The following is a 13367-nucleotide window of genomic DNA, read 5'->3' as shown; positions in this document are numbered from 1 at the left end:
GTATGACTCATTAGTTTTATCAAACTAAACGAATTTCTGGTTTGCTTTTGTGATTTTATCACGATTTTTTGATTCTTTATGAATCTTTCTATCTTCACACTATTTAATTATCATTGTTCTTGCTACTCTTGAAGTAGCTTTTTCATTATACTCTTGTATTTTTTTCTTGTCAAGTATTTTTTACAACTTTTTTGTTTTATTTTTACTTAACTTTTACAAAAGTTTTGTTGCCCCAAGCGACAACTTCTATATGATACCATCTCCGAAGTAATCTGTCAACTGTTTTTTTCATTTTTTTATAATTAATTTTACTCAAAAAAATAACAGTCGTCTTTTTTCGACAACTGTTACATAGTACTATTATATTTTTTAAATGTCAACTGTTTTCTGTAAATTTTTTATATTTTCTTATTTTTGTCCTGAAAGTCTTAAAAGGTGCTACTGTATTTATGTTTATAAATTTATATACTTCCCATACTGCTGTCTTTGTTACTCCATCAGCCCACTTTCTCATATGAGGTTTAAATAATTCATCCTCAGTCATATTGTCTATCATTTTATATGTTTTATTTACATTTTCATCTAAAATATTTTTTAATTCTTCTAATGATAATTTTGAATATTTTTGATTGAACCCTTCATATAATTTTCCCAACTCATTCCATTTGAATTTATCTGAGGGTGTTTTTACTTGTATTCCTTTCTTTTCGTCTTCTTCTCACTTTAAAAGAAGTGTAGTCCATCCGACTTGATAAGAAAGATTCTCCGCTGGAGTTCTGTCCACTTATTCAATTCTTTTATTCTTTAGACTTTCATCAATGTCATTAAATTCATCAATATATTTTTTATAAGTTTTTCTAATTTCTTCTTTTAATTCTTCTTTGTTTTCATATTGTTTCATAATTCTCTCCCGCCAAATTTTTATAAATGTTCATTATCTCTAATTAATTTTTTTATTTCTTCTAGATCAACTTGTGCTTCTTCTAAATTTTTGCTCAAATTTGGAAAGGCTTTTAATATTCTTCTTTCATCTGATTTGTCTTCTATTCTATATTTAAATTCTTTTATATCTTCTTCAAACTCTTTTACTGCTGCTATTTCTTTTATTTGTTGCTGCCTATTTTCTATGCTTATGGTCTTGTCATATACTTTCATACCTATTTTATCCGAAACTGATTTTATATCTGCACTTATATCATCAATCATTTTTAATTTTTTATTTAATCCTATCAATGTATTTATAGTTGTAATTAAATCTAAAATCATTACTAATGCAAAAGCTATGTCTAAATATAGAATTACATTTCTTGGAATCAACTTCACTAGGTTTCCTGTTACTGGGTGTATTTTTTCAAAAAGTATATAACAAAAAATTCCCCAGATCACTGAAAACTCTAAACAAATATATCCTCCAATATTTAATTTTCTATTTGAGTAATCCCACCATCTTTTGTGAAATATCTTCTCTAGTATAAATCCAACTATGAATTCTATTAATGAAGCTATAAACATTGATCCAAAGAATAAAACAGTTTTGTTATTCTCAGCTATATTTTTCAAAATTATAATCACTGCCACTGCTCCAAAACCATAGATTGGACAATAAGGCCCACTTAAAAATCCTCTATTTATAAACATTTTCTTAGTCACTGCGTGATAACTAACTTCCACTACCCATCCTATGAAGGCATATATAAAAAAATACATTAAATAATTTATTAAATAATATTTCTCCATTGTATTCTCCTCTTCTTTTGCAATAAAAAATATGTTAGCTCTCCTAACATATTATAAACTACTTTTATTCAATTTTTCATCATATTTCTTTAATAATTCTTGCCTTCCGCTTACTTCTAATTTTTTATATAAAATAGTCAAATTGTTTTTTACAGTTTTTTCACTTATATAAACTTCCTTTGATATTTCTTTATTAGTTTTGCCAGAAATTATTTCTTCTAATAAAAATTTTTCTCTCTTAGTGAGTTTTTTAAGATTTTCAAACTTTTTTGTTCTATCCCTTTTTATTTCTTTTAGACTTTCTTCTATGTAAATGTATCCTCTTATTGTTTTATTCACAGCTTCAAGTATTTCTTCTTCTTTGGCAAATATTGTTATTACAGAATAGTCTATGTTTAGAGGTAATTCTTCTTTTTTTATTATTCTTATTTTATCTTTTTTTATTCTCGCTAAATCTTTATTTTGAAATATTAGAAGAGAGTAGTCTTCATCTTTTAATTTATAAAAATCTAGGACTTCATATTCTTTTAAAATATTTTGAAGCCCTGTTTTTATAATCTCACTTTTTGTTTCTATGGCAATTTTAGTCATTTAAAATTTTTACACTTTCTCTTTCAAGAATTTTTGAAGGTAAAACTACATTTTCTGCCAAATTGTCATCTTCTTTTGCTATTTTCTTTAAAATTTTTCTAATTGAAACTGCTCCAATATCATAATAAGGAATTTTCACAGTTGTCACTTTAGGTCTATAAATGTTAGAAATATAAGAACCTCCAAAACCAGTTACAGAAATGTCATCTGGAGTTTTGTAATTATTGTCCAAAAGTAAATTTATAAGGTGTATTGCTATTGTGTCATAGGATGCAAAAATTGCGGTGATTTTTTCTTTTTTAACTGTTTCTATTATTGTATCCTCTTCGCTCTTTACAAATTCTTCTCCAAGTCCTTCAACATACATGTTTACTTTTTTTAAACCATGTTCTTCCATAGCTCTATTATAGCCTTCAATTTTTTTCTTCTCGAAAGTTCTATCAATGTCCTTTCTTATACCTAAAGATGCAATATTTTTGTGCCCCTTTGAGATTAGATAAGAAACCATATCATAACTTGCTTTTTCATAGTCAATTGTTGCCGAAAATTTTTCTATGTCGTAGAAATTGCTAATAACTACATATGGAATCTTACTCTCTTCTAGCTTATACTCAAGCTTTGGATTGTGAAGATTTGAAATCACAATAATCCCTTCTACTTGTTTTTGTGCCAAAAGATTTGCAAATTTCATTTCAGATTCAGGATCACCATAGGAGCTTGACAAAAGTATGTCGTATTTATACATCCTCCCAACTTCTTCCACACCTCTTAATATTTGTGAAATGAAATTAGATCCAATATCTTCTACAATTACACCTATTAAATTAGATTTTTTGGTCACTAAACTTCTAGCTACTTCATTTGGCTTGTAATCTAAAACCTCTATTGCGTGTAAAACTCTTCTCCTAGCTTCAGGGCTTACGGGTTTTGAATCATTAATTACTCTTGATACTGTAGAAATGGAAACATCTGCCATTTTTGCTACGTCTTTAATTGTAGATGCCATACTTTCCTCCTTATGGTACTATTATTTTAAGCTTATTTTCCAAGACCTTAAAAGTCATAGGAAGCGTTGAAGCTTTCTCACCGTCTACATCTATTGTCAACTCTTCATCTGAAGATATCTTTATTTCTTTAGTTTTTAAATACATTACTTTGTCATGGTTTACATGCCTGCCACCTACAAGTGAAGTTGCAAGTTCTGGAACTTCAGAAAACTTAAATCCTTTAAAAATAAGCACATCTAAGTATCCATCAGAAACATCTGCTAAAGGTGCCATATTTTTAAATCCTCCAACTGAAGTTGAGTTTGTTATTAAAAATAGAAGTCCTTCGACAGAACCAGTAAACTCATCACTCTCTATATTAAAATTTATAACTTTTTGGTATTTAAAAAATTTTTTCCCAAAAAGTTCTCTTACGCCTTCTAAATAATATGCCATATCTCCCAAACTTGCTTTTTCCTCAGCAGAAACTGTATATGCAATCTCTGTAAGCATTCCTCCAGCTGCAACATTTATAAAGGCTCTATCCCCTGCAAGTCCAATATCTATGGTCTTAATGTTAAAGTTTTTTATCATTTTATAAAATTTAAGGGGATTTGTAGGAAGGCCCTGTGCATTTGCAAAATCATTCACCGTTCCGCTTTGTAAAATTGCAAGTGGAGTATCTCTCTTAGAAAGATAAATTCCATTTACGACTTCATTTACAGTTCCATCTCCTCCACTGCATATAATAAAATCCTCGCCAGAATAATTTTCTGAAAATTTTATGCCATCACCTTCTTTATGCGTGAAGAGAAGTTCAATTTCATACTCATCTCTACTCATAAGCTCTATTAATTCTAATATTTTCCCAAGAGCCGCTCCTCTTCCAGAATTTGGATTTGCAATGATTTTTACTTTCTTCATTCCTTTTCTATCACCTTTTATAAAATTTATGTAAAAAAATAAAATAAGACGAAGCAAAAACTCCGTCTCTAAATTATTTCAAAAAAACTTCTTTAAGTGCCTTTACAACTTCTTTAAAAATATAGAAATAGTCAATGGCGTTATTTGAACTAAGTGAAATAGTTTTTGCAGTATCAGAAATTACATCTGATATATTGCCAACTGTGTCTGATACTTTTAAAGATGTATCATCTACTTTTCTTGTGATGCCATTTACAGTGTCTGAAACTGAACCAACTGTTGAAACAACTTTTTCAATTTCAGGCTTAACATCATTTACAAGATTTGTCGCATCATTTGAAAGTGAATTTACATTTTCAGAAATGTTTTTCGCATTGTCAACAATTGTAGGGACAGTTTTTATAGTGTGATCAATTTCACCTTGATTTTTTTCAATAATGCCATTTACATTTTTTAAAACCTTTACTACGTTTGACAGTGCTAAAAAAAGTGCTACAAGTGCAGCTATCCCAGCAACATAAAGTAAGAAACTAAGTAGACCACCTAGTGTAAATGATTGATTTAACATCTTATGCCTCCAATCTTATCTTCTGTTTGCTTCTCTTTCTACTTTATTTTTAGTATCCTTAACTGTTTCTTTTACATCTTCAGAAGATTTCTTAGCTTCTTTTTTAACGTCATGAGCTCCTTCTTTTAAATCGCCCTTTACATCTTCAGCAGTATCTTTAACTTCATCATTTGTATTCTTTACATCTTTTTTGACATCTTCTGCACCAGATCTTACAATTTCTCCAATTGCTCCAGCCTTTGCTTTAGCCACTTCAACATCTTCATCAAATTCACGTTTTTTAGTTGCAGCTTTATCTCTCAATTCTCCATAAGTTTGTTTAGCTTGTTCTCCAGCTTGATAAGCTTTAAATTCTATTGTATCTTTTGCATCATTTGCAACATTGATAGCTTGATTTGCCGCTTCTTCTGCTCTTTGGGCAATTTCTTCACGAGTTTTTTTACCTTCTTGTGGTGCATATAAAACTCCCACTAAAGCTCCAAATGCCATGCTTGTAAATACTTTTGAAGCTTCTCTGCATCTTCTTCTTCTTATTGCTTCATTTCTTTTTTCTTCTAAGTAATCAAATAATCCCATAATAATTCTCCTTATCTTAATTTAATTTGTTAATTATGTACCCTTTTATTTTTAAAATAATCACATCCAAAAATAAAATAAGATAACTTTAAGAATAATAGTAAAATCCGCAATGCCGAAACCTTATTAATTCACACCCGCCCATTATCATGGTGGGTAAAAAACTTGATAGTGTCTTCTGACTTCCGCTCAAAGACGGCTTGTCATATCTCACATATACACAGTATCCCGTGTTCTATTTGTCGGTTGAATTAAATAGGCTTAACCCGAACATCGCAGAATTTACTTAATTAAATTATAACTCAATAAAACGTTTTTTTCAATAAATTGCCACCAAAAAACAAAAAATCGTGAGGTACTCCTGCAAAAATTTCTATTTCTTTATTATTTCTTGGCAATTTAAATTTTAGAGAATAAGAATGAAGTGCTTGCCTTTTTATCAAATTAGATTTTTCAAAATAAAGTTCGTCCCCTATAATAGGGTGACCAATATGAGAAAGGTGAACTCTTATCTGATGCGTCCTTCCAGTGTGAAGAGTCAAAAGAACAAGGCTCATATTATCTTTTTCTTCAAGCACTTTGTAAGAAGTTATAGATCTTTTCCCAGTAACATAATTTACCTCACGCCTAATTTTATCTTCTGATAATGCAATTGGCGTCTCAATGACTCCCTCTTTTTCATGAAAAATCCCATTACAAATTGCCAAATACTTTTTCTCGACACTTTCTTTAAATTCCTTAGAAATTTTATCTTGTGTAAAAGAATTTTTCGCAACCATTACTATTCCTGAAGTATCTCTATCGAGTCTATTTACAAATCTAACTTTTCTATTTATGTTATTTCCATAAAAATAACCACATAAATAATTCAAAAGAGTCCCTGTTGTATCGTCCTTGGCTGTGTGGGTAACCATAAAGGGCTCTTTATTTACTAAAATAAGATCATCATCTTCATATAAAATATCTAGAACCCTATGCTCTATTTTTCCATTTAAATCTTCTTCTTCAAATTTAACAGATACAATATCATTTATCTTTAACTTTTTATTTTTTTTATTTAACTTTCCATTTAAATATATGCTTTCGCTTTTAACAGACCTTCTAATTAACCTTGAAGACAAATTTTTTTCACGCAAAAAATCATTTAATTTAATTTCTTTGCCAACTCTAAAATTTAAAAAGTCCTTGGAATTTAACCTATACATTTTACACCTCTAGTCAATGTAAGTTTATTCGTTTATAATATAAATAATAAAGAAAAAAATCAAGGGGGTTTAACCTTGTCAAAAAATATTATAAATATAATCACAAATGCAAATTACGAATCAAAAAAAACTGCCACAAATTTGCACAAAGTCCTAACGAACTATGGATACGAACCTTTTAATGGGTTCAATAAAAATGCAGAGCTCTCAATTTGTATAGGTGGTGATGGATCCTTTATAAAAGCTATACACAAAAACGACTTTCCTGATATGCCCTTTGTCGGAATAAACACAGGACATCTTGGCTTTTATCAAGAAATAAAACCAGATGAAATAGAAAAATTGGTAAAAGACTACAAAAATGGCAATTACAATGTTGACGATATAAAACTCATTAGATCAGATATATATACCAAAAATAAAGTTTATAAATTTTATTCCATAAATGAAGTAGTATTAAAAGCCGCTCATTCTAAAACTATTCACATGAATGTATTTATAGACAGAAACCATGTAGAAAAATTTTCTGGTGACGGAGTTTTAGTTTCAACTCCTTCAGGCTCTACTGCATACAACTTTTCAAGTGGAGGGGCAATAGTTTATCCAAGTCTTCACGTATTGCAAATGACACCAATTTCTCCAGTTAATTCTGCTGCATACAGATCTCTTGGATCTTCTGTAATAGTTCCAGGAGTTCACACAATTTCTCTAGTTGTGGAAAAAAGATACAAGGACTCAAATCTTTTATTAGTTGACGGTTCTGAATACTTTTTTAACAACCTTCACAGGGTAAACATCAGACTTTCAAATAAAGTAATAAAAAAACTCGTCTTTTCAAATAATTCCTATTGGGACAACTTAAAAGACAAGTTCCTATAATTATATTAATTTAGTTCCTAGAAAATCTAGGAGCTTTTTTAGTTTTACAAAACAAAAAAATATCAACCATTAAACCTGATTGATACCTAAACTAATTATTTTAAATTTTAAAAAATTTTATTATTGTAACATTAAGCTAAAAATATTCCTACAAAAATTATTTATTTTTATTATTTATTGCCGCTTTTATAAATCCATTAAATAGAGGGTGTACTTTTGTTGGTCTTGATTTGAATTCTGGGTGGAATTGACAAGCGACAAAAAAGTCACTATCCTTTAATTCAATTATTTCAACTAAATCTTTATCTTCATTTATTCCTGAAAAAACTACTCCTGCAGATCTAACTTTTCCTCTGTAATCATTGTTAAATTCATATCTGTGCCTGTGTCTTTCTTTTATTTTTTCTTCACCATAAAGTGAATAAACTAAAGTATCTTTATGAATTGTACAATCATAATTTCCAAGTCTTAATGTCCCACCAACATTTTTAATATTCTTTTGGTTTTCTAAAAGATCTATTATTGGATAATTTGTTTCTGGATCTATTTCTGTTGAGTTCGCACCTTTATATCCAAGTTTATTTCTGGCGATATCAATAAGTGCAATTTGCATCCCGTAGCAAATCCCAAAGTAAGGCACATTATTTTCACGAGCGTACTTGCTTGTCATTATCATTCCTTCAGTTCCACGAGAACCAAACCCACCTGGAACAATTATCCCATCAAGTCCTTTTAAAATCTTAGAATCTTTTTCAATTTCTTCAGAATTTAACCATTTTATATTTACTTTAACACCATTTTCGCAGCCAGCATCAGTTAATGCTTGCGTCACAGAGAGATAAGCGTCATGAAGACTCACATATTTACCAACAAGTCCAATACTAACTTCGCCTTTTACATCCTTAAACCTATCCACCATCTTTTTCCAATTTCCATTAGATTTAGGTCTGTCTTCAAGGTCAAGTTCTTTTAAAATATAATCATCTAAATGTTGATTGTGAAATACTAGAGGCACTTCATAAATTAAATCTACATTTGTAGATTGGATAACTGCTTCAACTGGAACATCACAGAAAAGAGAAATTTTTTCTCTAAGATCATCTGTAACAACTCCATTTGATCTTACAATTATTACATCAGTTTTTATTCCGTTGCTCATTAGTTCCTTAAAAGAATGTTGGGTTGGTTTTGTCTTTAATTCATCTGAGCCAGGAATATTTGGCACTAAAACTGTGTGGACAAATAGTACATCAGATTTTTTATTTTCAGAGTGAATTTGTCTTATAGCTTCTAAAAATGGAAGTGATTCAATATCTCCGACTGTTCCGCCAATTTCTGTAATAACTACATCTGCCCTTGATTCCTTTGCAGCTTTATATACTGCATTTTTTATTTCATTTGTTATGTGAGGTATAACTTGCACAGTGGCACCATCATAATCTCCGCGTCTTTCTTTTGCAATTACAGTGGAATAAACTTTTCCAGTAGTGATAGAAGCGTCCTTTGTAAGTTCTTCATCTATAAATCTTTCGTAATGTCCAAGGTCTAAATCAGTTTCTGCTCCATCTCTTGTCACAAAAACTTCTCCATGTTGAAAAGGACTCATAGTTCCTGGATCTACATTAAGATATGGGTCAAACTTTTGCATAAATACAGAAAGACCTCTATCTTTTAAAAGTCTTCCAATACTTGCAGCAGAAATTCCTTTTCCAATTCCTGAAACAACTCCACCTGTAACAAATATAAACTTAGTCATAACTCCTCCTAGCTTAGCGAATTAAAAATGTCTTCATAAGATGGCAAAGTAATATTTTTTCTTGAAATTAATTTTTCCATATTATCTGCAACTTTTCTAGTTTCAAGAAGTTTTGCTGCAATATTATTCTCTACATACTCTGCCTTTTTGTATATATCCTCTATTTTTTTCGAATGTTCTATTAAGATATTCAAATCTTCTTGGCACTTAATTAACTTAGAAATCATTGAATCTATTTTATCATACTTCTTAGATATTAATTCATTATTTTTAAAAGAAAGAACATGGGAAATATCTTTTAACTCAGAAATTCCTTCTGGCAAAATATCTTTATCAATCATATCAATCATTATTTTAGCTTCTAAAGTATGATAGATTACAACTTTTTCTAAATTAACTTCATAACTTGCATTTATTTCTTTCTCCGTATAAATTTTTCTCTTTAAAAATATATCTGTATAGTCAAAATCTTTTAGTGATACAAGTGCATCAAAATAAGTTTTGTGATTAGAAAGTCCCCTCTTTTTTGCTTCTTCTTTCCACTCATCTGAATAATTATCTCCATCACAAATTATTCTGTCATGACTTCTCATAGTATCTCTTACAATTTGAAGAGTTTTTTCTCTAAGTTTCTTTTCATCGCCTATGTAAGGCTTTAATTTTTCATACATATTTGCCAAAGAATCTGCAATAGCACAGTTAAGTGTTATATTTAAATCAGAGCCAGTTTTAGAAGAACCAAGCATCCTAAATTCAAATTTATTTCCCGTAAAAGCGACAGCAGCAGTTCTATTTCTATCGCTAGAATCCTTTGGAACACTTAAAAGATTGTAACCAGTAAAAATATTATCGTCTTCTTTTTTATAATGTCTTTCCTCTTTTATATCTTTAAAAAGCTCTTCTAAGTCACTTCCCAAAAATAGCGAAATAATGGCAGGAGGTGCTTCATCTGCACCAAGCCTAAAATCATTTGATGTGGAAGATGCACTCACCCTCAAAAGATCTTGATATTTATCTGTGGCTTCAATTAGTGCTGACACAAATAACAAAAATATATTGTTGTTGTAAGGATCATCCCCTGGATCAAAAACATTTAAACCATAATTAGTTACAATTGAATAATTATTATGTTTTCCCGAACCATTTACATTCGCAAAAGGTTTTTCATGAAAAAGACAGACCAAATTATTTTCAAGTGCAGTTTCCTTTAAGATATTCATGAGAAGTTGATTGTCATCTATTGCCACATTTACATTCTCAAATAAAATTGCCATTTCAAATTGATTTGGAGCAACTTCATTGTGTTCAGCTTCAGAATAAATTCCAAGGCCGTATAGTTTTTCATCAACATCTTTGTAAAATTTTTCAACTCTTGCAGGAATTTGTCCAAAGTAATGATCTGATAACTCCTGTCCCTTTGGAGAAGGTGCTCCTACAATAGTTCTTCCAATATTTTTAAGGTCACTTCTCCTCTTATAAATTTCTTTGTCTACTAAGAAAAATTCTTGCTCGAGCCCAACCTTTACTCTCATCCTATAAGCATATTCATCTTTGCGAAAAATATTTACAATTTTTACGCCTTCATCACTCAAAATTTTTATAGAATCAATGAGAGGTCCTCTTTTATCAAGTTTTTCACCTTTGTAAGACATAAAAATTGTGGGAATATATAGTACATTTCCAATTATAAAAGAATTTGCCGTAAGGTCCCAATAAGTGTAGCCCCTAGCTTCAAAAGTAGATCTCATACCTCCACTTGGAAAAGACGAAGCATCTGGTTCACCTTTTACAAGTTCCTTCCCAGAAAATCTATTTATTGGCTCGCCATCAGAAGTTCTTGTTATAAACGCCTCATGTTTTTTTGCAGTGTGCCCACTTAGTGGCAAGAACCAGTGTGCAAAATGAGTTGCACCATTTTTAAGTGCCCAATCTTTCATTGCATGAGCTATGGCATCAGCTGTTTCTCTGTCTAAATCTTTTTCGTTTCTAAGAGCTTCTTTCCACTTTAGATAAATCGGATATGGAAGATTTTCTTTCATCTTCTTTTTATTAAAACTTTTTATTCCAAATTCTTCAATCATATATCCCCCTATTAAAAATAAAACCAAAAAAATGGCAATTAATTAAAATTGCCATTATGAAAAACCTGTGGTTTCTTTTTATTTTATTTCAAATATAATCCATTGTCAATAATATAATCATTAAGAGTCTTTCAAAAGAATTACGTGAACATCAAACCACTGCCCATGAATAGAAATCTTAACTTCTCCTCCCAAAATTTCAGACAAGTTTTTAACTATATTAAGTCCAAGTCCAGATCCTTCACTGTGTCTAGATCTATCTGATTTCGAAAGTTCAAGAAAAAGTTCTTCGCTACTCATATTTAATTTTTCTTTCATCAAATTTTTTACATAAAATTCAATCTTATTTTCTCTTTCAATAACTCCAGCTAAAATTTTAGTACTTTCTTTTGAATATTTGTAAGCGTTGGAAAAAAGATTTTCAACAATTCTTACAAATAAGTTTACATCTGTATAAATTAAAATCTCATCGCTTGTTGAACTATATAAAAAGTCCAAATCTTTTTGCTTAAAAAGAGAATCATAATCTCCATAAATTTGAAGAATCATCTCATTTAATTCCACAAGCGATTTTTCCACTGAAATATCTTTGGTACTAGTTTTCGACGCAAATATTAAATCCACAATTAAATCCTTTAGTCTAGAAGAATTTCTATTTAAAATATTTATAAAACTTTTGGCCTCATCATCTAGTTCATTTTTCTTTGAAAGCAAATCTGCATAGTTAATTATTGAAGTGAGAGGTGTCTTCAAGTCGTGAGATATATTAGTTATGAGTTCCATTTTAGATTTTTCAGTCCTAAAACTATCTTCCAATCTTTTTTTGTCACGCTTTTTAAAATCTTCCATCAAAATTGTAATTTTCTCCAAGTACTCATTCTCAAAGGGTTCTGGAATTTTAAAATCATACCCATATAAAATAGATTCTACTAGTTCAATTGAAAGTGAATTTTGTGCAAATTGAAGTTCCACTATTATAACTGCTCGAAGAATCATAAAAAGAAGAACATTTAAAAGCACAATCTCTCTTGGTATTAAACTATAAAAAAGAATACATAAAATTATTAAAGTTACATTTAAAGTCCCAAAAAGTCTAAAATTTTTAAACTGTCTATATTTAAATAAATTATATGTCAAAACAGTGTCTGTAAATTTTCCTCTTTTTATTTTTAAGAACATAAATAAAATAGTAAATATCCATGTCATCATAAAATATTTATTTATATTAAAAAGCTCAAAGATAATCGTAGAAGAAACAAAAATGTTTTCTATAAAAACTCTTTCTATTAAATTTATAATTACATCTCTAATAGATCTTTTTAAACTTTTAAGACCCATCACTTGTCCTCAATTTTATATCCCATTCCATAAACTGATTTAATGAGATCTGGTTTTCTCGGATTTATTTCAACTTTATCACGAAGATGTGAAACGTGAACAGAAATTATTTTTCTAACATTAATGGCTTCCTCTTCCCACACACTTTCATAAATTTCATTTGAAGAAAAAACTCTTCCAGGATTCTTCATAAGTAAATACAATATTTTATACTCGTATGGGGTTAAACTAACTACTTCATCTTCAACCCTAACTTCTTTCGACTTATCAAAGATGCTAACTCTTCCAATTTTCAAGTCCCCTGTTTGTATATTAGAAGCTCCAAGAGAAAAATATCTTCTTATTAGAGAATTTACTCTTGCCGTTAGCTCCACAGCATTAAAAGGCTTTGTTATGTAATCATCTGCTCCTACATTTAACCCTACAATTTTATCAGTAACCTCACTTTTTGCAGAAAGAATTATTATAGGTATATTCGTAATTTCTCTCATCTTCATGATAAGTGAAATACCATCCATAACAGGCATCATTATATCAACTATGGCAAGATGAATCTCATTTTCTTCTACTATTTTAAGAGCAGACATTCCATCTGTGGCAGTAAAAACATTATGTCCATCTGCTTTCAAATAAATTTCTATTGCACCTAAAATATCTTTTTCATCATCGCAAACTAGTATATTGTAATTCATAATCATCATCCTTTACCATTTTTTATAATGTAAA

General features: G+C 29.6%; 12 protein-coding genes, 1 other RNA gene and 1 pseudogene. 1 reads left to right on the top strand and 13 read right to left on the bottom strand.

Annotated elements, in window-relative coordinates:
• Positions 1–376: 376 nt before the first annotated feature.
• The 9 genes and pseudogenes from RH95_RS07775 to RH95_RS07740 form a co-directional block, all read right to left on the bottom strand.
• Positions 377–901, bottom strand: a pseudogene (locus RH95_RS07775) (ClbS/DfsB family four-helix bundle protein).
• Between the two features lie 20 nt (positions 902–921).
• The gene (locus RH95_RS07770) at positions 922–1737 is read right to left on the bottom strand and encodes a putative ABC transporter permease (RefSeq protein ID WP_010247604.1); all 816 of its coding nucleotides are present in this window, start codon (positions 1735–1737) and stop codon (positions 922–924) included.
• Positions 1738–1788: 51 nt separating this feature from the next.
• Complete coding sequence (locus tag RH95_RS07765) at positions 1789–2328, bottom strand: LuxR C-terminal-related transcriptional regulator (protein WP_010247601.1); 540 nt, start codon at positions 2326–2328, stop codon at positions 1789–1791.
• The gene (locus RH95_RS07760) at positions 2321–3334 is read right to left on the bottom strand and encodes a LacI family DNA-binding transcriptional regulator (RefSeq protein WP_010247599.1); all 1014 of its coding nucleotides are present in this window, start codon (positions 3332–3334) and stop codon (positions 2321–2323) included. The genes RH95_RS07765 and RH95_RS07760 overlap by 8 nt, the downstream gene beginning before the upstream one ends.
• Positions 3335–3344: 10 nt before the next feature.
• Positions 3345–4238 carry a diacylglycerol/lipid kinase family protein gene (locus RH95_RS07755; RefSeq protein WP_026038615.1) on the bottom strand — a complete coding sequence of 298 codons (894 nt, stop codon included), beginning with the start codon at positions 4236–4238 and terminating at the stop codon, positions 3345–3347.
• 73 nt (positions 4239–4311) lie between these two features.
• Positions 4312–4806: a methyl-accepting chemotaxis protein gene (locus RH95_RS07750; protein WP_010247593.1), complete on the bottom strand. Its 495-nt coding sequence runs from the start codon at positions 4804–4806 to the stop codon at positions 4312–4314.
• Between the two features lie 15 nt (positions 4807–4821).
• Positions 4822–5382, bottom strand: a complete 561-nt coding sequence (locus RH95_RS07745) for a YtxH domain-containing protein (protein WP_010247590.1) — start codon at positions 5380–5382, stop codon at positions 4822–4824.
• Positions 5383–5482: 100 nt separating this feature from the next.
• Positions 5483–5667, bottom strand: a non-coding RNA gene (gene ssrS / locus RH95_RS09375) — 6S RNA.
• A 17-nt stretch (positions 5668–5684) separates the two neighbouring features.
• The gene (locus tag RH95_RS07740) at positions 5685–6587 is read right to left on the bottom strand and encodes an RluA family pseudouridine synthase (RefSeq protein ID WP_010247587.1); all 903 of its coding nucleotides are present in this window, start codon (positions 6585–6587) and stop codon (positions 5685–5687) included.
• A gap of 75 nt (positions 6588–6662) precedes the next feature.
• Here RH95_RS07740 and RH95_RS07735 point away from each other — a divergent pair, with 75 nt between their 5' ends.
• A complete protein-coding gene (locus tag RH95_RS07735) occupies positions 6663–7466 on the top strand; it encodes an NAD(+)/NADH kinase (RefSeq protein ID WP_010247585.1) in 804 nt (267 codons plus the stop codon).
• Between the two features lie 157 nt (positions 7467–7623).
• Here RH95_RS07735 and pyrG read toward each other — a convergent pair whose 3' ends face one another.
• From pyrG to RH95_RS07715, 4 genes are all read right to left on the bottom strand, one after another.
• Positions 7624–9222, bottom strand: coding sequence for a CTP synthase (pyrG, locus tag RH95_RS07730; RefSeq protein ID WP_010247582.1), 1599 nt, complete (start codon positions 9220–9222; stop codon positions 7624–7626).
• Positions 9223–9230: 8 nt separating this feature from the next.
• Positions 9231–11303, bottom strand: coding sequence for a glutamine synthetase III domain-containing protein (locus RH95_RS07725; protein ID WP_010247580.1), 2073 nt, complete (start codon positions 11301–11303; stop codon positions 9231–9233).
• A 120-nt stretch (positions 11304–11423) separates the two neighbouring features.
• A complete protein-coding gene (locus RH95_RS07720; protein WP_010247578.1) occupies positions 11424–12641 on the bottom strand; it encodes a sensor histidine kinase in 1218 nt (405 codons plus the stop codon).
• Complete coding sequence (locus tag RH95_RS07715) at positions 12641–13333, bottom strand: response regulator transcription factor (RefSeq protein WP_010247576.1); 693 nt, start codon at positions 13331–13333, stop codon at positions 12641–12643. The genes RH95_RS07720 and RH95_RS07715 overlap by 1 nt, the downstream gene beginning before the upstream one ends.
• Between the last annotated feature and the right edge of the window lie 34 nt (positions 13334–13367).

The organism is Peptoniphilus rhinitidis 1-13 (assembly GCF_000246925.1).
GTDB classification, from domain to species: domain Bacteria; phylum Bacillota; class Clostridia; order Tissierellales; family Peptoniphilaceae; genus Peptoniphilus_A; species Peptoniphilus_A lacydonensis.
The sequence above is the reverse complement of the archived record's forward strand: the minus strand, read 5'-3'. Positions and strand labels throughout refer to the sequence as shown.

Bases quoted from the DNA above. Each gene is read 5' to 3' on its own strand.
- RH95_RS07755 (WP_026038615.1), bottom strand. From the start codon at position 4,238: ATGAAGAAAGTAAAAATCATTGCAAATCCAAATTCTGGAAGAGGAGCG.
- pyrG (WP_010247582.1), bottom strand. From the start codon at position 9,222: ATGACTAAGTTTATATTTGTTACAGGTGGAGTTGTTTCAGGAATTGGA.
- RH95_RS07765 (WP_010247601.1), bottom strand. From the start codon at position 2,328: ATGACTAAAATTGCCATAGAAACAAAAAGTGAGATTATAAAAACAGGG.
- RH95_RS07760 (WP_010247599.1), bottom strand. From the start codon at position 3,334: ATGGCATCTACAATTAAAGACGTAGCAAAAATGGCAGATGTTTCCATT.
- RH95_RS07740 (WP_010247587.1), bottom strand. From the start codon at position 6,587: ATGTATAGGTTAAATTCCAAGGACTTTTTAAATTTTAGAGTTGGCAAA.
- RH95_RS07750 (WP_010247593.1), bottom strand. From the start codon at position 4,806: ATGTTAAATCAATCATTTACACTAGGTGGTCTACTTAGTTTCTTACTT.
- RH95_RS07745 (WP_010247590.1), bottom strand. From the start codon at position 5,382: ATGGGATTATTTGATTACTTAGAAGAAAAAAGAAATGAAGCAATAAGA.
- RH95_RS07725 (WP_010247580.1), bottom strand. From the start codon at position 11,303: ATGATTGAAGAATTTGGAATAAAAAGTTTTAATAAAAAGAAGATGAAA.
- RH95_RS07770 (WP_010247604.1), bottom strand. From the start codon at position 1,737: ATGGAGAAATATTATTTAATAAATTATTTAATGTATTTTTTTATATAT.
- RH95_RS07720 (WP_010247578.1), bottom strand. From the start codon at position 12,641: ATGGGTCTTAAAAGTTTAAAAAGATCTATTAGAGATGTAATTATAAAT.
- RH95_RS07715 (WP_010247576.1), bottom strand. From the start codon at position 13,333: ATGAATTACAATATACTAGTTTGCGATGATGAAAAAGATATTTTAGGT.